General features: G+C 64.8%; 22 protein-coding genes and 1 pseudogene. 11 read left to right on the forward strand and 12 right to left on the reverse strand.

What is annotated here, in order from left to right; all coding sequences use genetic code 11:
• Position 1: 1 nt before the first annotated feature.
• From ppdK to AC1DRD_RS09510, 4 genes are all read right to left on the reverse strand, one after another.
• Entirely contained in the window at positions 2-2,671 is a 2,670-nt protein-coding gene (gene ppdK / locus AC1DRD_RS09495; protein WP_478041183.1) for a pyruvate, phosphate dikinase, read from the reverse strand.
• Positions 2,672-2,741: 70 nt separating this feature from the next.
• Complete coding sequence (glyS, locus tag AC1DRD_RS09500; RefSeq protein ID WP_478041184.1) at positions 2,742-5,072, reverse strand: glycine--tRNA ligase subunit beta; 2,331 nt, start codon at positions 5,070-5,072, stop codon at positions 2,742-2,744.
• Positions 5,069-5,452: an endonuclease domain-containing protein gene (locus AC1DRD_RS09505; protein ID WP_478041185.1), complete on the reverse strand. Its 384-nt coding sequence runs from the start codon at positions 5,450-5,452 to the stop codon at positions 5,069-5,071. Before AC1DRD_RS09505 ends, glyS begins: the two co-directional genes overlap by 4 nt.
• Positions 5,453-5,541: 89 nt before the next feature.
• Positions 5,542-6,396 carry a glycine--tRNA ligase subunit alpha gene (locus tag AC1DRD_RS09510; RefSeq protein WP_478041218.1) on the reverse strand — a complete coding sequence of 285 codons (855 nt, stop codon included), beginning with the start codon at positions 6,394-6,396 and terminating at the stop codon, positions 5,542-5,544.
• A 235-nt stretch (positions 6,397-6,631) separates the two neighbouring features.
• Here AC1DRD_RS09510 and AC1DRD_RS09515 point away from each other — a divergent pair, with 235 nt between their 5' ends.
• Together AC1DRD_RS09515 and AC1DRD_RS09520 are read left to right on the forward strand one after the other, a co-directional pair.
• The gene (locus AC1DRD_RS09515) at positions 6,632-7,522 is read left to right on the forward strand and encodes a TraB/GumN family protein (RefSeq protein ID WP_478041186.1); all 891 of its coding nucleotides are present in this window, start codon (positions 6,632-6,634) and stop codon (positions 7,520-7,522) included.
• A complete protein-coding gene (locus AC1DRD_RS09520) occupies positions 7,519-8,361 on the forward strand; it encodes a TraB/GumN family protein (RefSeq protein WP_478041187.1) in 843 nt (280 codons plus the stop codon). Before AC1DRD_RS09515 ends, AC1DRD_RS09520 begins: the two co-directional genes overlap by 4 nt.
• Before the next feature lie 180 nt (positions 8,362-8,541).
• On the opposite strand, the gene AC1DRD_RS09525 is transcribed toward AC1DRD_RS09520, so the two are convergent.
• The 3 genes and pseudogenes from AC1DRD_RS09525 to AC1DRD_RS09535 form a co-directional block, all read right to left on the reverse strand.
• Positions 8,542-8,718, reverse strand: coding sequence for a hypothetical protein (locus AC1DRD_RS09525; protein WP_478041188.1), 177 nt, complete (start codon positions 8,716-8,718; stop codon positions 8,542-8,544).
• Positions 8,718-8,882 (reverse strand): annotated as a pseudogene (locus AC1DRD_RS09530) (IS1595 family transposase); the annotation flags it as partial. The gene AC1DRD_RS09525 and the pseudogene AC1DRD_RS09530, both read right to left, overlap by 1 nt.
• Before the next feature lie 19 nt (positions 8,883-8,901).
• The gene (locus AC1DRD_RS09535; protein WP_478033049.1) at positions 8,902-9,060 is read right to left on the reverse strand and encodes a ribosome modulation factor; all 159 of its coding nucleotides are present in this window, start codon (positions 9,058-9,060) and stop codon (positions 8,902-8,904) included.
• A gap of 199 nt (positions 9,061-9,259) precedes the next feature.
• On the opposite strand from AC1DRD_RS09535, the gene AC1DRD_RS09540 reads away from it, so the two are divergent.
• The 4 genes from AC1DRD_RS09540 (at position 9,260) to AC1DRD_RS09555 (ending at position 11,994) form a co-directional block, all read left to right on the forward strand.
• The gene (locus tag AC1DRD_RS09540) at positions 9,260-9,973 is read left to right on the forward strand and encodes a 50S ribosomal protein L25/general stress protein Ctc (RefSeq protein ID WP_478033050.1); all 714 of its coding nucleotides are present in this window, start codon (positions 9,260-9,262) and stop codon (positions 9,971-9,973) included.
• A gap of 80 nt (positions 9,974-10,053) precedes the next feature.
• Positions 10,054-10,623: an aminoacyl-tRNA hydrolase gene (gene pth, locus AC1DRD_RS09545; protein WP_478033052.1), complete on the forward strand. Its 570-nt coding sequence runs from the start codon at positions 10,054-10,056 to the stop codon at positions 10,621-10,623.
• Positions 10,624-10,876: 253 nt separating this feature from the next.
• Entirely contained in the window at positions 10,877-11,455 is a 579-nt protein-coding gene (locus AC1DRD_RS09550) for a TIGR02466 family protein (protein ID WP_478033127.1), read from the forward strand.
• 155 nt (positions 11,456-11,610) lie between these two features.
• Positions 11,611-11,994: a putative quinol monooxygenase gene (locus AC1DRD_RS09555; protein ID WP_478041189.1), complete on the forward strand. Its 384-nt coding sequence runs from the start codon at positions 11,611-11,613 to the stop codon at positions 11,992-11,994.
• Here the strand turns inward: AC1DRD_RS09555 and AC1DRD_RS09560 are convergent, their stop codons facing one another.
• A complete protein-coding gene (locus AC1DRD_RS09560; RefSeq protein ID WP_478041190.1) occupies positions 11,995-12,459 on the reverse strand; it encodes a hypothetical protein in 465 nt (154 codons plus the stop codon).
• A 303-nt stretch (positions 12,460-12,762) separates the two neighbouring features.
• Between AC1DRD_RS09560 and AC1DRD_RS09565 the strand changes: the two genes are divergently transcribed.
• The 3 genes from AC1DRD_RS09565 (at position 12,763) to ychF (ending at position 16,203) form a co-directional block, all read left to right on the forward strand.
• Entirely contained in the window at positions 12,763-13,188 is a 426-nt protein-coding gene (locus tag AC1DRD_RS09565; protein WP_478041191.1) for a VOC family protein, read from the forward strand.
• 92 nt (positions 13,189-13,280) lie between these two features.
• Entirely contained in the window at positions 13,281-14,960 is a 1,680-nt protein-coding gene (locus AC1DRD_RS09570; RefSeq protein ID WP_478041192.1) for a hypothetical protein, read from the forward strand.
• A gap of 145 nt (positions 14,961-15,105) precedes the next feature.
• Entirely contained in the window at positions 15,106-16,203 is a 1,098-nt protein-coding gene (gene ychF, locus AC1DRD_RS09575) for a redox-regulated ATPase YchF (protein ID WP_478041193.1), read from the forward strand.
• A 10-nt stretch (positions 16,204-16,213) separates the two neighbouring features.
• Here the strand turns inward: ychF and AC1DRD_RS09580 are convergent, their stop codons facing one another.
• Positions 16,214-17,887, reverse strand: coding sequence for a DUF6438 domain-containing protein (locus tag AC1DRD_RS09580; RefSeq protein WP_478041194.1), 1,674 nt, complete (start codon positions 17,885-17,887; stop codon positions 16,214-16,216).
• A 44-nt stretch (positions 17,888-17,931) separates the two neighbouring features.
• Positions 17,932-18,330: a MerR family transcriptional regulator gene (locus AC1DRD_RS09585; protein ID WP_478041195.1), complete on the reverse strand. Its 399-nt coding sequence runs from the start codon at positions 18,328-18,330 to the stop codon at positions 17,932-17,934.
• 140 nt (positions 18,331-18,470) lie between these two features.
• On the opposite strand from AC1DRD_RS09585, the gene AC1DRD_RS09590 reads away from it, so the two are divergent.
• Both AC1DRD_RS09590 and AC1DRD_RS09595 read left to right on the forward strand, forming a co-directional pair.
• Complete coding sequence (locus tag AC1DRD_RS09590; protein ID WP_478041196.1) at positions 18,471-19,763, forward strand: alkaline phosphatase family protein; 1,293 nt, start codon at positions 18,471-18,473, stop codon at positions 19,761-19,763.
• Positions 19,760-20,224 carry a MaoC family dehydratase gene (locus AC1DRD_RS09595; protein WP_478041197.1) on the forward strand — a complete coding sequence of 155 codons (465 nt, stop codon included), beginning with the start codon at positions 19,760-19,762 and terminating at the stop codon, positions 20,222-20,224. The genes AC1DRD_RS09590 and AC1DRD_RS09595 overlap by 4 nt, the downstream gene beginning before the upstream one ends.
• Before the next feature lie 3 nt (positions 20,225-20,227).
• Here the strand turns inward: AC1DRD_RS09595 and AC1DRD_RS09600 are convergent, their stop codons facing one another.
• Positions 20,228-20,680: a hypothetical protein gene (locus AC1DRD_RS09600; protein WP_478041198.1), complete on the reverse strand. Its 453-nt coding sequence runs from the start codon at positions 20,678-20,680 to the stop codon at positions 20,228-20,230.
• Positions 20,681-20,856: 176 nt separating this feature from the next.
• Entirely contained in the window at positions 20,857-21,396 is a 540-nt protein-coding gene (locus AC1DRD_RS09605; RefSeq protein ID WP_478041219.1) for an adenine phosphoribosyltransferase, read from the reverse strand.
• Between the last annotated feature and the right edge of the window lie 101 nt (positions 21,397-21,497).

A 21,497-nucleotide genomic window follows, 5' to 3' on the forward strand; every position in this document is an offset into this window, starting at 1 on the left:
CTCAACCCGCTTTGCCGCCCAGCGCAGCTTGCGCGGCAGCCAACCGGGCGATCGGCACGCGATACGGCGAGGCAGAGACGTAATCGAGCCCGACGTCCTCGCAGAACGCGATCGACGCCGGATCGCCACCATGTTCGCCGCAAATGCCGAGCTTGATGTCGGGCCGCGTCGCGCGACCGCGCTCGGCGGCGATGCGGATCAGCTCGCCGACGCCCTCGACGTCGAGGCTGACGAACGGGTCCTTGGGATAGATGCCCTTGTCGACATAGATGCCGAGGAAGCGCGCGGCGTCGTCGCGGCTGACGCCCAAAGCGGTCTGGGTCAAATCGTTGGTACCGAACGAGAAGAACTGGCCGACCTCGGCGATCTCGCCCGCCTTGAGCGCGGCGCGCGGGAGCTCGATCATCGTGCCGACGAAATAGCTGATCTCGCGCCCCTTGTCGGCGAACACCGCCTGGGCAGCCCTGTCGACCACGTCTTTCATCAGCTCGAGTTCGCGGCGCGTCGCGACCAACGGAATCATCACTTCGGGGATCGGCGCGTCGCCGGATTTCTCGGCGACGGCGACCGCGGCTTCGAAGATCGCGCGTGCCTGCATCTCGTAGATTTCGGGATAGGTCACGCCCAGCCGGCAACCGCGATGGCCGAGCATCGGGTTGAATTCGTGCAGTTCGGCGGCGCGGCGCTTGAGATAATCGACTTCGACCCCGGCGGCCGCCGCGACCTCGGCGAATTCCTCTTCCTCGTGCGGCAGGAATTCGTGCAGCGGCGGGTCGAGCAACCGGATTGTGACCGGCAGCCCCGCCATCACCTCGAACAATTCGATGAAGTCGCTGCGCTGTTCAGGCAGCAGCTTTTCGAGCGCGGCGCGACGGCCCTTCTCGTCCTCAGCCAGGATCATCTGGCGGACGGCGGCGATCCGCGCGGCGTCGAAGAACATATGCTCAGTGCGGCACAGGCCAATGCCCTCGGCACCGAACTCGCGCGCCGTCCTGGCGTCGAGCGGGGTTTCGGCATTGGCGCGGACCTTGAGCCGGCGAACGCCATCGGCCCATTCCATCAGCGTGCCGAAATCGCCGGCGAGCTCGGGTTGTACGGTCGGCACTTCGCCGATCATCACTTCGCCCGATGCGCCGTCGATCGTGACGATATCGCCCTCGTTCACCTCGCGGCCGGCGCAACGCATGACCTTCGCCTTGGCGTCGATCGACAAGGTGCCGGCGCCCGACACGCACGGTCGCCCCATGCCACGCGCGACGACAGCGGCGTGGCTGGTCATCCCGCCCCGCGCGGTCAGGATGCCCTTGGCCGCGTGCATGCCGTGAATATCCTCGGGTGACGTCTCGGTGCGCACCAGGATCACCGCCTCGCCCGCCGCCGCGCGCTTTTCCGCCGTATCGGCATCGAACACGACCTTACCCGAAGCCGCGCCCGGCGATGCCGGCAAGCCCTTGGTCAGCACGTCGCGTGGCGCCGCGGGATCGAGCGTCGGGTGCAGCAATTGATCGAGCGCGGCAGGATCGACCCGCGCGATCGCTTCCTCGCGCGTGATCAGCCCTTCATTGGCCATGTCGACCGCGATCTTGAGCGCGGCCTTCGCGGTGCGCTTGCCCGAGCGCGTCTGGAGCATCCAGAGCTTGCCCTGCTGCACCGTGAACTCGATGTCCTGCATGTCGCGGTAATGCTTTTCGAGCGTGTCGAACACGCCGGCGAGCTGGGTGTAGACCTCGGGCAGCGCCTCTTCCATCGACAGCGGCTTGGCATTGGCTTCTTCGCGTGCAGTCCTGGTCAGATATTGCGGCGTGCGGATGCCGGCGACGACGTCCTCGCCCTGCGCGTTGATCAGGAACTCGCCATAATAAGCATTGTCGCCCTTCGACGGATCGCGCGTAAACGCCACGCCGGTCGCCGAGGTGTCGCCCATATTGCCGAACACCATCGCCTGGACGTTGACCGCGGTGCCCCATTCGGACGGGATGTCGTTGAGCCGGCGATAGACCTTGGCGCGCTCAGACTGCCACGATCCGAAAACCGCGCCGACTGCGCCCCATAATTGGTCGTGGACGTCCTGCGGGAACGGCTTGTCCCACTGCTCGACGACCAGCTTCTTGTAGGTGTCGACCAGCGCCTTCCAGTCGGCGGCGCTCATCTCGGTGTCGAGATAATAGCCCTTGTCTTCCTTGGCGATTTCGAGCGCTTCCTCGAACGATCCATGGTCGAGTTCGAGCACGACGTCCGAATACATCTGGATGAAGCGGCGGTAGCTGTCCCAGGCGAAACGCTCGTCGCCGGACGCATTGGCCAGGCCGACCACGGTCCGATCGTTGAGGCCGAGATTGAGCACGGTGTCCATCATCCCCGGCATCGATGCGCGCGCGCCCGAGCGGACCGAGACGAGCAGCGGGTCCGACGCATCGCCGAACTTCTTGCCGGTGACGCCCTCGATATGCGCGATGCCGGCGGCGACTTCGGCCTTCAGGCTGTCGGGGAACGCCGCGCCTTCATCGTAATAGACCGCGCACATCGGCGTCGAGATGGTGAAGCCCGGGGGCACCGGCAGGCCGATCGAGGCCATCTCCGCCAGGTTCGCGCCCTTGCCGCCGAGGAGATTCTTGTCCCCCCTCCCCCCATCGGAAACGCCACCACCGAACCGGTACACGTACTGCGTCATTCGTCAGTCCCTTTATGCCTGGTTTCGCTGGGGAGGCGGAAGGATCAGGCGGAATATGTGGGCCGAGGTGTCATCCCTCGATCTTGGAGAAATCGGCGACACTATGCACCGCATCGCGCACCCGGGCGAGCAGCGCGAGGCGAGCGGCGCGTTTGGCGTGATCGGCGTCGTTGACGGTGACCGCGTCGAAGAACGCGTCGATCGGCGCACGCAACGTCGCGAGCGCGGCCATCGCGGCTTCGAAATCTTCGTTCGCCACGGCGTCGGCCGCGGCGGGTCCGGCGGCGTCGAGCGCGGCGATGAGGTCGGCTTCGGCGGGTTCGGGGGTGTAAGAGAGCGTCGCCCCGGCGGAGGCCGGGGTCGCTGCGTTCGAGCTACCGTCTTCGCCAGACAACCCAGCGGCCCCGGCCTTCGCCGGGGCGACGTAATCTTCCTTCTTCAGGATATTCGCCGCACGCTTGTACCCAGCGAGGAGGTTGGCGCCGTCCTCGGTGGTGACGAACGATTGCAATGCATGAACGCGCGCGAGCAGGCGGACGAGATCGTCCTCGCCACCGAGCGCGAACACCGCGTCGATCAGGTCGTGGCGGACGCCGGCCTCACGCTGCTGGACTTTGAGACGGTCGATCAGGAAGGCTGGCACGCCCTGATCAGCCCGTTTCAGGAGCATACCGAACGCCAATCCCTCAACGAAATCGGGATAGTTGAAGTCGGCGCCCTTTTCGAAGCCTTCCAGCAACTCATCGCGGGTGACCCCGAACCTGGTCTCCCACGCAGCCCCGGCCTGTGGGCCGTTCAGGCGATTTTCTTCGTCACCGCAGTATTCCAGCAAGTCGCGAAGCCGAAACCGAAGGCCGTTTGATAGGATCAGTGCAGCGACTGCTAGCGCCGCCCGGCGAAGGGCGAACGGATCCTTGGAGCCCGTGGGCCGCTCATCGATCAGGAAGAACTGGAACAGGCTGTCGATCTTATCCGCCAGCGACACCGCCACCGTCACCGGCGCAGTCGGCACGTCATCGCCCTGCCCGACCGGCTTGTAGTGATCTCGGATCGCCTCGGCGACCGCCGGAGCCTCGCCCCGCGCCGCGGCGTAATAGCCGCCCATCAGGCCCTGAAGCTCGGGGAACTCGCCGACCATGCCGGTGACGAGATCGGCCTTGGCCAGACGCGCGGCGCGTTCGGCCTGGTCGGCCAAGTCCGTCGCCCCGGCGGAGGCCGGGGCCGCTGCGTTTGAGGCACCGTCGTCGCCAGACAACCCGACGCCCCCGGCCTTCGCCGGGGCGACGATCCCTTCCTCGACCAACCACCGCGCCAGCTTCGCGATACGCTCGACCTTATCGGCGACCGTCCCCAGTTTCTCATGGAAGACGATCTTCTCGAGCTTCCTGGCCTGCTCCTCCAACGGCACCTTCAAGTCCGTCTCATAGAAGAACCGCGCATCGCTCAGCCGCGCGGCGAGCACCTTTCGGTTGCCATCGACGATCTTCGCGCCGCCATCGGCCGCGTCGATATTGGCGGTGCAGACAAACGCATTGGCCAGCTTGCCACCCTTGTCGCGGCAGACGAAATACTTCTGGTTCACCCGCGCGGTGAGCTGGATCACCTCGGGCGGCACGCCGAGGAAATCCTCGTCGAAGCGGCCGAGCAGCGGCACCGGCCATTCGGTCAGCCCGGCATTCTCGGCGACCAGACCTTCGTCCTCGATCAGCTCGAGCCCGGCGGCGTCGGCCAATGCGATCGCCTTGTCGCGGATGATCGCGCGGCGCTCGTCCTGGTCGACGATGACATGGCAGGCGTGAAGCTTTTCGGCATAATCCGCCGCCGAACCGATCGTGATTTGCCCCGGATGGTGGAAGCGATGGCCAAGCGTCACGGCGCCCGATTGCACGCCGGCGATCTCGATCGGCACGATCTGGTCGCCGAGCAACGCGACGATGCCATGGAGCGGGCGCACCCAGCGCAGGCTTTCGGTCGAGGACGACGCCTCGCCCCAGCGCATCGACTTGGGCCAGGGGAAAGCGCGGATGATCGCGGGGATCGCCTCGGCCAGCACCTCCGCGGTGTCGCGGCCGGGCTTGTCGATCACCGCGAAGAGCACACCGTCGCGCTCGACCAATTGATCGGCGGTGAGGCCGGTCTTGCGCAGGAAGCCTTCGAGCGCCTGGGGTGGGGCGCCGGCGCGCGGGCCCTTGATCTCCTCGCTGACCGCCTCGGTCGCTTCGGGCAAATCGCGTGCGATCAGTGCAAGCCGGCGCGGCGTCGCGAAGGTGACGATGGCGTCGGCGCGCAGGCCGGCTTTCTCGAGCTCGGCGGTGAACAGGCGAGCGAGATCGTCGCGCGCCTTGTCCTGCATCCGCGCGGGGATTTCCTCCGAGCGGAGTTCGAGGAGGAAGTCGGTCACGAAAAATCCTCCCCGTTTACGGGGAGGGGGACCGCGCCGGAGGCGCGGTGGAGGGGGCGGGCCGCGAACGATACGATCGATTGGGCGGCTTCGTCGGCGTCGCGCAGGACATCGGCCGCGGGAATGCGGAGCACCTGATAACCCTTCGCCTCCAACAACTTCGTCCGTTCGACGTCGCGCTCGGGGCGATCACCCATGTCGTGAGCAGCGCCGTCGACTTCGATGACAAGCTTGGCGGCTGGGCAGTAGAAGTCGGCGCGATAGCCGCCGATCGGATGCTGCTTGCGGAAAGCGATGCCTTGGGGTGAGCCTTTGAGCCTTTGCCAAAGCAGAACTTCGGGCAGGCTCATCTTGCGGCGGGCGGCGCGGGCTTCGTACACCTCAGGGCGGCGTAGATTTGGCGCGCCCCCTCCACCGCGCTTTGCGCGGTCCCCCTCCCCGTCCCGGGGAGGATTTGGGACAGTCCCCATCACGCCGACCACCCATTCTTCTCCATCCACGCCTGGCAGGACCCCTTCGCCAAGTCGCGAACGCGGCCGATATACGCCTGGCGTTCGGCAACCGAGATCACGCCGCGCGCGTTCAACAGGTTGAAGATGTGGCTCGCCTCGATCGCCTGCTCATAAGCCGGGATCGGCAGCTTGTGATTGAGGCAATTCTCGCACTCGGCCGCGGCCTTGCGGAACAGGTCGAACAAGGTCTCGGTGTCGGCGACCTCGAAATTCCAGGTCGACATCTCGACCTCATTCTCGTGGAACACGTCGCCATAAGTCAGCTGCGGCGTGTTGCCGACCGCATCGTTATAGGCGAGGTCGTACACGCTGTCCTTGTTCTGGATATAGGTCGCCAGTCGCTCGAGCCCATAAGTCAGCTCCCCCGCGACCGGCTTGCAGTCGAACCCGCCCATTTGCTGAAAATAGGTGAACTGGGTCACTTCCATCCCGTCGCACCACACTTCCCAGCCCAAGCCCCAGGCACCGAGCGTCGGCGATTCCCAATCGTCCTCGACGAAACGGATATCGTGCCGGGTGAAATCGATGCCGATCGCGGCGAGGCTGCCGAGATACAGGTCCTGCAAATCGGGCGGGCTCGGCTTCAGGATCACCTGATATTGGTAATAATGCTGCAGCCGGTTGGGGTTCTCGCCATAGCGGCCGTCGGTCGGGCGACGGCACGGCTGGACGAACGCGGCGTTCCACGGGTCCGGCCCGAGCGCACGCAGCGTCGTGGCGGTGTGGAACGTCCCCGCGCCCATCCGCATGTCGTACGGCTGGAGGATCAGACAGCCGTGCTGGCTCCAATAATCATGGAGCGTCAGGATCATGCGCTGGAAACTCAGCGGAGTGCTCACGGATACCTTCGCAGATGCGGTAGAACTTGGCCCGGGCCTTTGGCGCATGGGGGGAAAGCGGTCAATGGGACCAAAAGTTCTGAACCGGTAAAGCCCTTGGTCATCGTGGGGTGACTACCTATTACAGACATTGCGCGAGGGCGCGGGGCCAAGAAGGATCGATATGCTGCGTAAGTTGTTGTTTTTACTCGGCTTGACTGCGGCTAGCATGGCCGTCGCGCAAACCGCGGCGTCAAATGCTCCTTCTCCAACCCCGGCTCCGACCACTGCGCCCGCTGCTGCGAAGGTCGATGCCGACCCCGCTTTATGGGTGGTCAAGGACAAGGATACGACGATCTACCTGTTCGGGACGATCCACGTGCTCAAGCCCGGCCTATCGTGGTTCGATGACGGCGTGAAGAAGGCGTTCGATTCGAGCGATGAGCTGGTGCTCGAAATGGTCCAGCCCGACCAGGCAACGATGCAGAACATCATCTTGAGCAAGGCATATAGCCTCAATGGCCCGACCTTGATCGAGCGCCTGCCGGAAGCCGATCGCGGCAGCTATCTCAATGCCATGAACTCGCTGGGCATTCCGCCGGCGGCGTTCGATCGCGCCCAGCCGTGGTTTGCTGCCACCAATCTGTCGCTGCTGCCGCTGATGAAGCTTGGCTACGATCCCAAGAGTGGGCCGGAAACCGTACTGACGGCGGCTGCCGCCACCGAGAAGAAGGCGATCGAGGGGCTGGAAACGCCTGAGCAACAGATCGGCTACCTCGCCGGCCTCCCCGACAAGGTGCAATTAGCGTTCCTCGAATCGACCCTGAAGGAGCTGCCCAAGACCGCTGAGACGATGGACGGCATGGTCTCCGCCTGGTCGCGCGGCGATCCCGACGCGTTGGCCAAGTATATGAATGACGGCCTCGACGATTCGCCGGAGCTCGCCAAGACGCTGTTGTTTGACCGCAACGCGCGCTGGGCACAGTGGATCAAGGCGCGGCTTGGTAAGCCCGGCACCGTGTTCATTGCGGTCGGCGCCGGTCATCTGGCCGGCGACAAGAGCGTGATCGATCAACTCAAGGTGTTGAATATAAAGGCGAAACGGGTCGCCTACCGATGACACGCGGGCGCCAGCGCCTTGCCGCGCTCGGCGCCGTTCTGCTGGCGCTCGCCGGGTGCGGTAAGCCGCCGGTCGAGGCGCGCCCGGCGATGTGGCGAGTCAGCGATGGCGACACGACTATCTATCTGCTCGGCAGCATCCACCTGCTCCCAGCGAACGTCCGCTGGCGGACGCCAATAGTCGAACGCGCGATCGCCGAGTCCGATACCCTGGTGCTCGAAAGCTCGCCCGACGAGCAAACCGACTTCCGCGCGATCGCGACAGGCGTCGGACTCAAGCCAGCCGCCGATCGTGTTTCCCCGGGGAAACGCCCTGTCCTGGAGGAGATGATCGCGCGATCGGGAGCATCACGAGAAACGCTGGACAGCTATAAAGACTGGGCATTGGCAACCACGCTCGCGGCCGGTGACGCGATCGCCAGCGGCGCCGACACCCGCAACGGTGTAGAAGCGGAACTTTGGAGTGCATTCTCCTCGGCAGGGAAAACGCGCCTGGCATTCTATCACGCAAAAGACCAACTCGCCCAACTCGACAACCTGCCCGAATCCGACCAAAGGAAAATGCTGGGAAACATTCTCGAAGGAAAAGAGAATTATGGGGAAACATTGAAGGCCTGGACGACGGGCGATATGGCGTCGCTCGAGAAGACGGCCGAGTGCACGCCGCTCGAGGGGAAACTCGTCGGCCAGCCCAATGTTTACTGGTCGCGATGGATCGCCGCACGGATGAAGCAGCCGGGAACGGCGCTGGTCGCGGTCGGGCTGGGCCATATGGCGGGCCCCTATGCGCTGCCCAAAATGCTCGCCGCGCGCGGATTGAAGGTCGAGCGGATCGAGTGACCGGACATCGCTTGTCGTCCGTGGCCGCTAGGTTCGGGCCTTATATTCCCGTCGTCATCCGCGCTTTCGCGGTGATGACGAGCTTGGAAACGGATCGCTTCAAGAATAACGGCTTATTTGGATTCTCAACGGCGATATTATACAACGCGTACCCATCAAACAGGATAGGTGCTGAGTGAGCTAGCCGCCCTCGCGGCCATTATCGGCGCTATTCTTCAGCACCGGACGCAGCGCGCGATCCATGTCAGCGGCACCATCGGTAGGGCGTAGTTTTCCAGCGTCGATCAGCTTTTGCGCCTCGCGCTTGAAATGCTCGCGCTGCTCCTTTGGACTTTGCCGGGTTTTCTTTTCTGGCATTACGCCCGCGCTCCACTAGCTGTTCGGTAGGTGAGACGCTTGCCAACGATGCCCTTGAGCTGATCGTCGACGCGGTCGCTGTCGTTATAGTCAAGCGCGACGCGGAAGCTGTAGCGAAAATAAAACTCCGCCAGATAGCGGTGCAAGTTGTTCTCGTGGCTGTATAATAACGCCATTCTCAACCTAGCTGTCCTTGTCGTCCCTAGCCTTGACGCCATTCTGCCAACCTTGCTGCCAGGCGAGCATGAAGGCGCCCTTTTTATAGGGCGACACGCTTTCCGGCCTGCCCCGCTTGCCAGCGGCATAGCCTTCGCTCCATGCTTTATCCTGCGGGCCGGCCATCTTTTCCTCCATGTTTCGACCGCCATAGGGCGGCCCTGAGGGCGGCGATACGGGTTCGCGCGGACAAACTCAAACGAACCCGCACAAGAACCTATGCTTGCACTCCCCGCCCCTTCCGGCTACAGGCGCGCGCTTCCGTTCATGGTCATCCCTGGAGGCGTGTGCGGAAATCCAAGCAAACCGCATATCGGAGATTAATATGAGCGACCAAATGACGCTCGCCGCCGAGACGCGCGACCGTGGAGGCAAGGGAGCCTCACGTGATCTGCGCCGCAATGGCCGCGTGCCCGCCGTTATCTACGGCAACAAGCAGGACCCCCTCTCGATCCACGTGGAAGAGAAGGAGCTGGTCCGCCAGCTGATGACCGGGCATTTCATGAATTCCGTCGTGATGATCGACGTGGACGGCAAGCCCACGCGGACCTTGCCCAAGGACGTCGCGTTCGACGTCGTCACCGATCGTCCGATCCATGTCGACTTCCTGCGCATCGGCGCGCACACCACGGTTCACGTCAACGTGCCCGTCGTGTTCGTCGACGAGGAAGAATCGAAGGGCATCAAGATTGGCGGCGTGCTGAACATCGTCCGTCACGATCTCGAACTGGTGGTCGATTCCGCCGACATCCCGAGCGAGATCCAGATCTCGCTCGCGGGCCTCGACGTCGGCGATGCGATCCACATCTCGAACGTCAAGCTGCCCAAGGGCGCGACCTCGGCGATCGACGATCGCGACTTCACCATTGCCACGATCGTGGCGCCGTCGGCGCTGAAGTCCGAAGCGGTCGAGCAGGCGGCTGAAGAAGCCGCGCTGGCCGAGGAAGCATCGGCCGAGCATGCCGCCGAAGTCGAGGCTGAAGCCGAGGCCGAGGAAGCCGCCGCCGATGGCGAGGCCAAGGAAGGCGACGCCGAGTAAGCATCTGCCTTTACTGCCGAATTGATTGGGGCGCCGCGATCCACTGGATCGGGCGCCCCTTTCGCGTCTAGGGATATTTCATGCAACTCTGGGTCGGTCTCGGAAATCCCGGCGCGCAATATGCGATGCACCGGCACAATGTCGGCTTCATGGCGGTCGACGCGATCGCCGAGGTGCACGGCTTTGGCCCGGTCAAGAAGCAATTCCAGGGCTGGACGCAGGAAGGGCGGATCGGGTCGGACAAAATCCTGCTGCTCAAGCCGGCGACCTTCATGAACGACAGCGGCCGCTCGGTCGGCGAGGCGATGCGCTTCTACAAGCTCGAGCCCGAGGACGTGACGGTGTTCTATGACGAGCTCGACCTCGATCCGTTCAAGGTACGGGTGAAGCGCGGCGGCGGTGCTGCCGGACATAACGGCATCCGATCGACCATCCAGCATATCGGCGACGCCTTTCGTCGCGTCAGGATCGGCATCGGTCATCCCGGCCACAAGGACCGCGTAACCGGTCATGTGCTTGGGAATTATGCCAAAAGTGAGATCGAGCCGCTGACCGACCTGCTCGGCGCGCTGGCCGCCGAGGCCGACTGGCTGGCCAAGGGCGACGACGCTCGGTTGGTGAACGACCTGGCGTTGCGGTTGCAAGACTAGGAAACGACGTTCGCTAGCTCGCCGTCGAATCCATCCAATATCAGTCAGGATTGCTCGCCTATCTCGCCGCTCACTGCCTTGGGAGAGCGAGTCGTGAAGCCTGCGTTTGTGCTGAGTGCGCTGGTAAGCGGCCTGCTGATCGGTGGTATGCTGATGACGGCGTCGGCCGGTGTCCCGCCCGCGGCCGCCACGACAGCCGCGGCCAACCGATAGACGCTTGCATCGTCGCGCGCTGCGTGCTTCGCCCGGCCGCGTGACCAGCCGCGATCTCTTCGCCACCCGCTTCTACGACGCCCCGCTCGGCGACGATGCGTTGATCGCCGAGCTCGCCGACGCCTGTCGCGATCTCGCCGAGCAGGACCGCGCCGGGCGCGGCTGGTCGAAGGAGCATGGCTATCGCGGCTATACTTCCTACGCCTCGCTCAACGACCTGCCGCTCAGGGACCCGCGCTTTGGCGATCTGGTCAAGCTGCTCGACCGCCATGTCGCCGCCTTTGCCAAGCATTGCGGCTTCGAGCTCGGCAAGAAGCTCAAGCTCGACAGTTTGTGGGTCAACGTCCTCAAACCCGGCGGTACGCATTCGGGGCATATCCACCCGCATTCGATCGTGTCGGGCACGGTCTATGTCGCGGTGCCGCCGGGATCGGGCGCGCTCAAGCTCGAGGATCCGCGCCTGCCGCTGATGATGGCGGCGCCGTCGCGCCCGGGGACGTTCGTCTATGCCGAGCCGAGCGAGGGCAGCGTGTTCCTGTGGGAAAGCTGGCTGCGCCACGAAGTGATGCCCAACGCCGCGAAACAGGACCGGATCAGCATCAGCTTCAACTATCGCTGATCGCGCGATAGAGTCGTTTTCAGCTGCGCTGTATCGGTGCCAGCCCGCTCCCCCACCCGGCCGCCCATAGAATACGCTGTTGGGCGGCCGGGTGGGGGAGCGGGCCGGCACCGCAACCGTTTCAGCTTTGCTGAAACAGAGACTAGACTGCCCGTATGACGATCGATCGACGCACGATGCTGGGCGTAACCGCCGCGGCGACGATGTTGCCGGGCGCCGCCCTGAGCGCGGAAGGAACAAAGATGTACGGCATGCTGGGGCGAATGAAGGCACAGCCGGGCAAGCGCGACGATTTGCTCGCGCTACTGCTCGAAAGCTCGGGCGGCATGCCCGGCTGCTTAAGCTATATCGTCGCCAAAGACGCGAAGGACCCCGACGCGATCTGGATCACCGAGGCATGGGACAGCAAGGAGCATCACGACGCCTCGCTGAAACTGCCGCGGGTCCAGGCAGCGATCGCCAAGGCACGGCCGCTGATCGCGGGCTTCGATTCGGGAGCGGAAACCGAGCCGGTCGGCGGCATCGGCCTGAAGAACTGATCAGAAAGCGAACCGCGCGGACGCCGTCGCAACGGGGTTGAGGCCGAATCCGCCGTCGCGCACGCCAGCGGCGCTCCAGCGGCTCGGCCGCGTCGGCATGATCGCGCGATCGCTGAGTGCGCCGCCTTCGAGGCCCAGGACGAACCCCTTCGATACCTCACGATCATAGCCCAGGGTCATGGCGGGCGTGGAGCGACGGAACCCGCGCGACAAACTGCGGCCGCCACGAGTCATGTGCGGGTCATAGAGGATACCGCCGGTCGCCTGTTCGGCCGCGATCCAGAAATTGGGCCGCGCGAAATACCGCGTGCCGACCGACAGGCGGATGCCCGATCGCTCGGTCGGGTAAAGATCGATCATACCGCCGACGAAGCGTGGACGGACCATGTCGTCCAGGGGCGTATAGCCGCCGCGATAGACGATCTGCGGCCCCAATCGGGGTGACCTGGTAGGCAGCAGTCCCAACCTCACCCGCGCCACGATTTTCTGTGTGGGCTTCAGCGCCGAGGGTTGGGTGTTACGGGCATGTGCCGGCTGAAATGTGCACGCCAGCGCGCCGATCAAGAAACCGGCACAAATCGCCCTGATGACCATCGAACATCCCCTCGAAACACCGCCCGTTTTCCCCCCGGCCAGCGCTTCATTCATGGAGAGTGTCACGCCCTTGGTCCGGACGCAACACATCAATATCGTGCCTTTTTTGTCGATCGGCAGAAGTGATTGGCCCACGCCCGGAGACAAGCGCAAAGTGACGCGTTTGAGCCAGATATGGCGCAGCAACAGATATCGGTGGTCACGCTTGGCGTCGGTGACCTGGCGCGCTCAAGGCGCTTCTACGACGACGGATTCGGCTGGAAGCCGGTGTTCGAGTCAGACGAGATCCTGTTCTTCCAGATGAACGGATTGATGCTCGGTCTGTGGCTGAAGGACCGACTCGCCGCTGACATGCGGCGCGACGCCGATAGCGGCTTCCACGCAATGTCGCTGGCGCACAATGTCGCGCACGAGGCCGATGTCGCGCCGCTGGTCGATCGTCTGGCCGCGCACGGCGGGACAGTCTTGCGCCAGCCCGACGCGCCACCCCATGGCGGCGTTCGCGGCTATGTCGCCGACCCCGACAATCATGTCTGGGAAATCGCCCACAACCCCGCCTGGCCGATCGACGCAGAGGGCCATGTCACGTTCGGAACGTGACCCGACTCCCCGATGAACCGCCGGGCCAGCGCTGATTAATGAACGCGGCGGTATTCTTGTCCGTTCGGGTGGACATCGAGGAGTATGACGCCGTGAACCACATGATTTTTCGTCACCGCAGGCTTGCGACCGCCGCGACCATCGCGCTCGCCGCCGCGCTGTCGGCCTGCGGCAAGGGTAGTGATCAGCAGATGATGGCGGCGACCCCGCCGGCGCTTCCCGCGACCTTGCCGCTCGACGCGAGTCCGTCGACCGCCTGGCCGACCGCGCCCGAAGTCGCAGCACTTCCAGAAGCCAAGCCCGTGCGGACCGTCCGCGTCGCCAATCAGCGCGACTATTACGGCTATGCCGACGCGGCCTATGACTATCAGGATGTTCTGAACGACGCGCCGCCGGATTATTATTTCGACTATGACGGCGTCGATCCCTGGGCGTGGGAAGGCTATGACCAGTCGGTCGTGTTCCTCGAGCCGGTCGATGACGGCTATCGCTATTATTATTACCGCCCGGGCGCCGACGAACCCTATTTCGTCCGCGATCCCTATTATGGCTATGGTTATGACAATGGCCAATTGGCGGTCGTCTATGACAGCTATGGCGCGGTCGTGCCGTATAACGATTATGGCGCGCGGCTTGACTATGCCGGGCGCTATCTGTCGCGTGGGCGCGATCTGTACATGGCATCGCGACGCGGCGATCGGCGTGCGGTCAGTGCTGCCAATTGGGCAGCGCGCAGCGACGCCATTTCCGCTGCGCAAGCGCGTTGGTCGATGGTGCGCGAGCGTCAGCCGCAATGGCGCGATTACAGCAGCCGCGTGAGCCCGACCCAGGCCAATTACTGGCGCGAGGAAGGAGTTCGCCGTCAGGCCGACGCCCGCCGTTTCGCGGCATGGCGCAATGATTCGTTCCGTAGCCCGCCGCCGCCCCGCGCCATTCCCGCGACCTGGACCTCGGCAAGCTGGGCGCGCGACCAGAAGCGGTTCCTGCCGGCCAGGGACGATCGCGAGCGCTTGGCCGCCAATGCCCAACCTAATCGTGGCACGCCCAACGTACCGCAGGCCTTGTTCGGCAATCGCCAGCGTACCGAGCCGGGCAACCGGCCGGCGAACGTCGCCGCGCCGCAAGCCAACGACCCGCGCCGCCAGGCGATCATCGCTGCCCGCGAGCAACAGCGTCCGGGCACGGGACCAATGCGTGCGATTCGCGAACCGCAGGGCAACGCCGCCGCCGGCCGCTTTGCGCCACGGCCGCAGGCGCAGCCTAGTTCGCCACGCATTGCGGGGCCCCAGGGCAATCCCGACCGCGCCCAGCTCGCGACTATGCGCGACGACCATGGGATGCGGGGCAACGGCCCGCGCTTCCGCGCGCAGCCCCAGCCGCAGCCGCGTGCAGTGATGCCCAGGCCGCAGCCTCAGGCCGGCCGCGGTAGCCAGCGTCCTCAAATGGCTATGCCGCGTCCCGAGCCGCGCGCCGCGGCGCCGCGCTTCCAGCCGCGTGTCAACGGCGGCAACGATCGTCCGCGCTTCCAGGCCCCGCGTCCACAGCCGCAAATCGCTGCGCCTCGACCGCAGGCACCGCGGTTCGGCGGTGGGGGCAATGGCGGGCTGCGTCCGGCGCCGCAAATGAACCGGCCCGCCTTCCAGCCGCGCGCCCCGCAAATGGCCCGGCCAGCGCCGCAAATGGCTCGACCGGCACCGCCGCCACGCGCTGCCGCTCCGGCCGCACCGAGGGGCGGCGGTGGAAATGGCCGCGGCGGCGATCACAAGCACTAGGATCTCTCGACCTAAATAAGGCAGTAGCGGTCCGAGCAAGCGCTCGGGCCGTTGCTCGTGCTCACGCAGATCGCCCAATCCTTGCCAGCGCGTGGCCGGGCGAGTAGGCGCCGGGCCTTCCCCCGAAAGCTTGAGGACGAATTACATGGGTTTCCGTTGCGGCATTGTCGGCCTTCCCAATGTCGGCAAGTCGACCTTGTTCAACGCGCTGACCCAGACGGCGGCGGCGCAGGCGGCGAACTATCCGTTCTGTACGATCGAGCCGAACGTTGGGAACGTTGCGGTACCCGACCCGCGGCTGGACAAGCTCGCGGCCATCGCCGGCTCGGCCAAGATCATCGAGACCCAGCTCGCCTTCGTCGATATCGCCGGGCTGGTGCGTGGCGCGTCGAAGGGCGAAGGCCTGGGCAACCAGTTCCTCGGCAATATCCGCGAAGTCGACGCGGTCGTCCATGTGCTGCGCTGTTTCGAGGACGGCGACGTCACCCATGTCGAGGGCAAGATCGATCCGATCGCCGATGCCGAGACGGTCGAGACCGAATTGATGCTCTCCGACCTCGAGAGCCTGGAAAAGCGGGTGCCCAATTTCGCCAAAAAGGCGGCGCAGGGCGATAAGGAAGCGAAGATCGCGGCGAGCGTGCTCGGGCAGGCGCTCGACCTGCTGCGCGACGGCAAGCCGGCGCGGCTGACCCAGCCCAGGGATGCCGAGGAAGCCAGGGTGTTCGCGCAGGCGCAATTGCTGACCGCCAAACCGGTCCTCTACGTCTGCAACGTCGAAGAGACCAATGCCGCCGATGGCAACGCGCATTCGGCGCGCGTGTTCGAAAAGGCCAAGGCGGAGGGCGCCGAGGCCGTGATCGTTTCCGCCGCGATCGAGGCGGAAATCGCGACCATGCCCGCCGAGGATCGCGGCGAGTTCCTGGCCGAGCTGGGGCTGGAGGAAACCGGCCTCGCCCGCGTCATCCGCGCCGGGTACAAGTTGCTCCACCTCCTCACTTTCTTCACCGTCGGGCCGAAGGAAGCGCGCGCCTGGACCGTCCATGCCGGCGCCACCGCGCCCGAAGCCGCTGGCGAGATCCACACCGATTTCGAAAAGGGCTTCATCCGCGCCGAGACGATCGCGTACGACGACTACGTCGCGCTGGGCGGCGAGAGCCGCGCGCGAGAGGCGGGCAAGCTCCGCGCCGAGGGCAAGGCGTATGTCGTCCAGGACGGCGACGTGATGCACTTCCTGCATAGCTGAGCTGCTGCCGCTATTTGATCCCGTGCGCGTCGAGCCACGCCAGCGTGGCCGGCATTTTGTGCTCGACCGCTGTCTGGCGCAGCGTCTTGCCGTCGTCCTTACCCGACGGATCGGCGCCAGCATCGAGCAGTCTCAGTGCGATCTCATCGGTCCAGGTACCAAATGCGGGCGACAAGCCGTCTTTATCCTTGACGTCAGCACGCGCGCCGGCGGCCAACAGGATGTCGACCAACACCGGGCTTTCGAGCCCGAACAGGACGTTCTTGCCTTCGCTCCCGCGGGCATTGACGTCGACGCCGAGCGCAATCAGTCCACGCACCAGATCCTGACGATCGGCCAGTTCGGCATCGCACACCGAATATTGTTCGACTGCAACCGCGAGCGCGGTCGGTGACTTCGGACCGATCGCCGACTCCGCATCCGCGAGTGCCGCCGCCAGCTTACCGTCGGTTTCAGAACCAGCCGCCGAGGGCGGCGGCGGACTGGCCTTCGGATCGACACCGGCATTCACCAGAGCGCGCGCGACCCCGATATCGCATCCTCCGGCCCCGCTGATAAAAGCGTCGCGCAAGGCGTTACGATCGGTCCTTGCGGCCCAGCCGCGGTCGAGGAGAGCGCGCGCCACGGCCGCCCGCCCATGAGAAACGGCGTCCGCCAGCAATATCGCGCCTAGCGGCGCCGCGACTGCCCGTTTGGTTCGGGGTTTGTACGAGCGATCGAGTGGTAAGCCGGCGTCGATCAGGTCGACGACGAGCCGATCGCTCTTGGCGGCCAGCGCCGCGACGGCGAGATCGCTCGCCTGATCGCTGGCCGGATCGAAGCCTTCCGCCCTTAGCGCAGCCAGCGTTTCGCCATTGCCCGACACCCAACGAGCAGTGCCCGCAGCGTCGTCGATTGCTTGTTCGAGTGCCTTGGCGGCGGGCGGCAGTCCGGCGGCAGTTCCGACATAGTCGGTGACCGTCATCTCGCTCGGACCGCTGGCGAAACGAACGACCTGCGTGGGATTGTCGGTGACCGAATAGAAATACTCCTTCTTCAGCCCGAAGAAATGCGCGTCGCGGAACTGCGCGATCAGCGCGTCGAGCGTCGCTCGGTCGATTTTCGCCCGGTGTACGCCCCCCACCAGCACGCCAGGACCGAAGGAGAATTTGCGATGCACGCCCGATACCAGGTCGGCGGGCGCCTCACGCGTCGAAAACACTACATTGCCGGCGCCGTCGATCGAGACCTTGTAGTCGGGACACGAACCGTAACAGGCCGACCGTGTCAGTTCGATCTTCAGATGCGCATAGTCGATGGCTGGCAAAGGAGCGTCAGGCTTCGCCCAGATCGGTTTCAGACGCGGCTCGATTTCGATCCTGGCAATGGCGACCACCGGCCGTCCGGCATAAGTGAACGGGCGGAATTTCCATCGCCGCGCCGCAGCCAGCAATGCCGCTGAACCGGGCTGTTTGTCCCCGTCGTAGGAAATATGGGCGTCGGTCACGTCGCCGTCAGGCGAAACCGTCACATCGATCCTCGTCCCGCTCAAGCCAGCCTCATCGGCTTTGTCGACTTCGATCGTGTCCGGACCAGAGAGTTTGTGCGACGTGGCGGTTTCGTCCGCGACACCGATCACCTGCGACTGCGTGGCGGGTGACGCCGTCAGGAATCCCGCTAGCGCCAATCCTGCTGCACGAATCATCCGCCCCTCATTGTTATGTTACACTATATCAATAGTGCACAGAATCAGCCTGCGTCAAACGCTATCAGGATCGGGCATGGCCCGGACTCGGCACTCGCGCAGTCACGCGCCAATCGCGCGAGCGCTGTGCGCGCCTCCTGCAACTCGGCGATCTTGGCATCGAGCGCGGCGATCCGCTCGATCGCCAACGCGCGTGCCCGGGCGCGGTCATCGGTGGCATCGAGCTCGAGCAATTCGGCGATCTGCTCGAGCGTGAACCCCGCGCCTTGCGCCGCACGGATGAATCGAAGCCGTTGCACGTCGGGCGCGCCGTAGCGGCGTATGCCGCCATAAAATTCGTCGCGAGGCGGCTCCTGCAACAAGCCACGGCGTTGATAATAGCGGATGGTCTCGACGCCGACCCCACCCGCCGCAGCCAATTTACCGATTGTCATTCCTGCCATGCTCGATTCCGTACCAAGGTACGGAATCGAGTCAATTGAACGAAGCGGAGAGCGTGATTCGGAAACCACCCTCTCCGCTCCAGCTTGCGCCTGAAACGACGGCCCGGCATGGCGGACGTGGATCGACCAAGGAGTCGTTGATGCGCTGGATTGCCCGGGCCGCCTTTCTCGCCGCCGTTGCTGCATTGCCGGGTTGTGCAGGGGCATCGCCGCCGCAGAGCGCGGCAAGCGCTCTGCCCACGCCGGTTGCCGAGGCCGAGGCGAAGGCACCGGTCACCGTCCTTGTCTCGATCGACGGCTTCCGCGCCGATTATCTCGATCGCGGCGTGACGTCCAATCTCAGCGCGCTCGCCGCCGCCGGCATCAGCAGCGCGATGCGGCCGAGCTATCCGTCCAAGACGTTCCCCAATCATTGGACCCTGGTCACCGGACTGCGCCCCGACCGCACCGGCATCGTCGCCAACAAGATGCTCGACGCATCGCGGCCGGGCGACACCTTCACCATGGCGTCGGACGACCCGTTCTGGTGGAACGCCGCGGAACCGATCTGGGTAACCGCGGAAAAGGCCGGGATCCGCACCGCCACCGCTTTCTGGCCGGGGTCGAACGTCGCCTGGGGCGGCGAGCGTTCGAAGGAGTGGCCCAATCAGGTGACCGGCGGCACGCGGCCTGAGGATTGGCTGCAATTCAACCAGGCGCTGAGCGACCGCCAGCGCGTCGACAGCGTAATCGACTGGCTGCGTCGCCCGGCCGGGACGCGTCCGCGCTTCGTCACGCTCTATTTCGACGAGGTCGATACCGCGGGTCATGAATTTGGTCCGGACGACCAGCGCACCACCGACGCGGTCGCCAATGTCGACAAGGCGATCGGCCGGCTACGCGGCGAACTCGCCAAGCTTGGCCAGCCGGCGAATTTCGTCATCGTCGCCGATCACGGCATGGCGGCGATTTCCCAGGACCGGCTGATCGTACTCGATGCGTTCAGCAATCCTGACGATTATGACGTGGTCGAGGACGGGGTCTATGCCTCGATCAATCCCAAGGCCGGCAAACAGACGGCGGTCGAAAAGGCGCTCCTTGGCGCCCATGGCCAGCACCTCATTTGCTACCGCAAGGCCGAGGTGCCGGAACGCCTCCATTATGGGAAGAACCCGCGCGTGCCGGCCATCCTCTGTCTGCCCGATGCGGGCTGGACGGTCGTCGTCCACTCACCCAAGCGCAAGGTCGAGGGCGGCGCGCACGGCTATGACAATGACGCGCCCGACATGCGGGCGCTGTTCGTCGCCAGCGGCCCGGCGATCAAGCCGATCGGCAAGATCCCGACCTTCGACAATGTCGACGTCGCGCCGCTGCTGCGCGACCTGATCGCGCTGCCGCCTGGTCAGGGACTCGATGGCGACGACGCGCCCTTTCGCGGAGCCTTGGCAAAATGAGCGACGGTCTCAAATATTTCGAGGATCTGGTGGTCGGCACCAAAGCGAGCTTCGGCCGCTATGAGGTGACGCGCGAAGAGGTGGTCGAGTTCGCTTCCAAATATGATCCCCAGCCTTTCCATCTTTCGGACGAGGCTGCGGCGCAGACCTATTTCGGGCGATTGTCGGCCAGCGGCTGGCATACCGCCGCCATGGCCATGCGAATGGCGGTCGAGAATATGAAGGGCCAGCGCTCGGCGAGCCTCGGCTCGCCGGGAATTGACGAATTGCGCTGGCTCAAGCCGGTCTATCCGGGCGACGTGCTCCGCTGCGAGACCGAGCTTCTCGACAAGCGCGTATCGCAGAGCCGCCCGGAAATGGGCATCACCAAGGGCCGCACCACGGTGTTCAACCAGCATGGCGAAGCGGTCATGACCTTCGTCGCCAACGGGCTGATCCGGACACGGCCCCGGGAGAATTAGTATTTAGTGGCCGCGGCGACGCCCGTCGCCGTCATTGCTGCGTCGACCATCGTTACCGCGCCAACCTCCGTTGCCGCCGCCATTACCACGCCAGCGATAGCCGTCGTTGCCGCCTGTCCGCGGACCGCGCTGGAAGCCGCGCCATTCGTCGCTGCGACCCGTCCCGCGCCATTGCGAGCCGCGGTTCTGCCAGTAACGCTGCTGGTTGCCGTCCCAACGATGCGGGCGACGATAGCGATCGTAGACGTAATAGCCGCTGCCGGGATAATAATAGCCGCCGTACCAGCCATAATAAGGCGTGCCGTAGCCGCCATCGTAGAAATCGCTGTAATAGTCGCCATAATAACCGGGCGAGCCATAGCCAATACTGACGCCGCTATAGCCATAGCCGTCATCGACGCAGCCGCCCAGCGAGAGCAGCGACGCTGCACCCAACACCATGATGCCGATCTTCATTGAAACGTCTCCATACTCCGGAGCCGCGGCAAAAACGCGCCGCTGCCACTGAGTGGATAAAACGATTCGGAGGCGAAATCAGTTCCGTGGGGCGGGGGGTCCCATCGCTTTTGCGGAAAACCGGTGCCCACTTTTCCGCGCGATGCTCCAGGGCCGTTTCAGCCCGATCGGAGGGATCAATGCCCTTCGAAGGCGAATAGCGAGGTGACTTGGACGCCATCACCGGCGAGCGCGGCCGCCCCGCCCAGGTCGGGCAGGTCGATGACGAACTGGACCTGGTCGACTACCGCTCCGGCCTTGCGCAGCAAGCGGATCGCGGCGCGTGCGGTACCGCCGGTGGCGATCAGATCGTCGACCAGCAGCACGCGCTGGCCGGGCACCAGCGCGTCCTCGTGCATGGTGATGCGATCGGTGCCGTATTCGAGTGCATAATCCTCCGCGATCGTCACGCCGGGCAGCTTGCCGTCCTTGCGGATCAGCAGCACGCCAGCGTTGAGCGGCACGGCGAGCGCGGCGGCGAACAGGAAGCCGCGTGCTTCGATCCCGGCGACGAGGTCGACCGGGCCGTCGACGGCCGCCGCCATGCGCCTGATGGTTTCGGCCAGTCCCTGCGCATCGAGCAGCAACGTCGTGATGTCGCGGAACATGATCCCGGGCTTGGGAAAGTCCGGGATCGTGCGGATCAGCGCCTTGAGGTCATCATTGGCGTGGGTCATCGCGAACTCCGCCCGATGGACGACAAATAGAAGGGGCGCGGCGGAGCCGTTTGGGACGGTGCCGGCCCGCTCCCCCACCCGGCCGCCCATAGAATACCCTG

The sequence above is a fragment of the Sphingomonas sp. P4_G2 genome (genome assembly GCF_056401155.1).

Coding starts and splice junctions, on each gene's coding strand:
- ppdK (WP_478041183.1), bottom strand. CDS start 2,671: ATGACGCAGTACGTGTACCGGTTCGGTGGTGGCGTTTCCGATGGGGGG.
- AC1DRD_RS09510 (WP_478041218.1), bottom strand. CDS start 6,396: ATGATCCTGACGCTCCATGATTATTGGAGCCAGCACGGCTGTCTGATC.
- AC1DRD_RS09515 (WP_478041186.1), top strand. CDS start 6,632: ATGGCCGTCGCGCAAACCGCGGCGTCAAATGCTCCTTCTCCAACCCCG.
- AC1DRD_RS09520 (WP_478041187.1), top strand. CDS start 7,519: ATGACACGCGGGCGCCAGCGCCTTGCCGCGCTCGGCGCCGTTCTGCTG.
- AC1DRD_RS09525 (WP_478041188.1), bottom strand. CDS start 8,718: ATGCCAGAAAAGAAAACCCGGCAAAGTCCAAAGGAGCAGCGCGAGCAT.
- AC1DRD_RS09535 (WP_478033049.1), bottom strand. CDS start 9,060: ATGGCCGGCCCGCAGGATAAAGCATGGAGCGAAGGCTATGCCGCTGGC.
- AC1DRD_RS09540 (WP_478033050.1), top strand. CDS start 9,260: ATGAGCGACCAAATGACGCTCGCCGCCGAGACGCGCGACCGTGGAGGC.
- pth (WP_478033052.1), top strand. CDS start 10,054: ATGCAACTCTGGGTCGGTCTCGGAAATCCCGGCGCGCAATATGCGATG.
- AC1DRD_RS09555 (WP_478041189.1), top strand. CDS start 11,611: ATGACGATCGATCGACGCACGATGCTGGGCGTAACCGCCGCGGCGACG.
- AC1DRD_RS09565 (WP_478041191.1), top strand. CDS start 12,763: ATGGCGCAGCAACAGATATCGGTGGTCACGCTTGGCGTCGGTGACCTG.
- ychF (WP_478041193.1), top strand. CDS start 15,106: ATGGGTTTCCGTTGCGGCATTGTCGGCCTTCCCAATGTCGGCAAGTCG.
- AC1DRD_RS09580 (WP_478041194.1), bottom strand. CDS start 17,887: ATGATTCGTGCAGCAGGATTGGCGCTAGCGGGATTCCTGACGGCGTCA.
- AC1DRD_RS09585 (WP_478041195.1), bottom strand. CDS start 18,330: ATGGCAGGAATGACAATCGGTAAATTGGCTGCGGCGGGTGGGGTCGGC.
- AC1DRD_RS09590 (WP_478041196.1), top strand. CDS start 18,471: ATGCGCTGGATTGCCCGGGCCGCCTTTCTCGCCGCCGTTGCTGCATTG.
- AC1DRD_RS09595 (WP_478041197.1), top strand. CDS start 19,760: ATGAGCGACGGTCTCAAATATTTCGAGGATCTGGTGGTCGGCACCAAA.
- AC1DRD_RS09600 (WP_478041198.1), bottom strand. CDS start 20,680: ATGAAGATCGGCATCATGGTGTTGGGTGCAGCGTCGCTGCTCTCGCTG.
- AC1DRD_RS09605 (WP_478041219.1), bottom strand. CDS start 21,396: ATGACCCACGCCAATGATGACCTCAAGGCGCTGATCCGCACGATCCCG.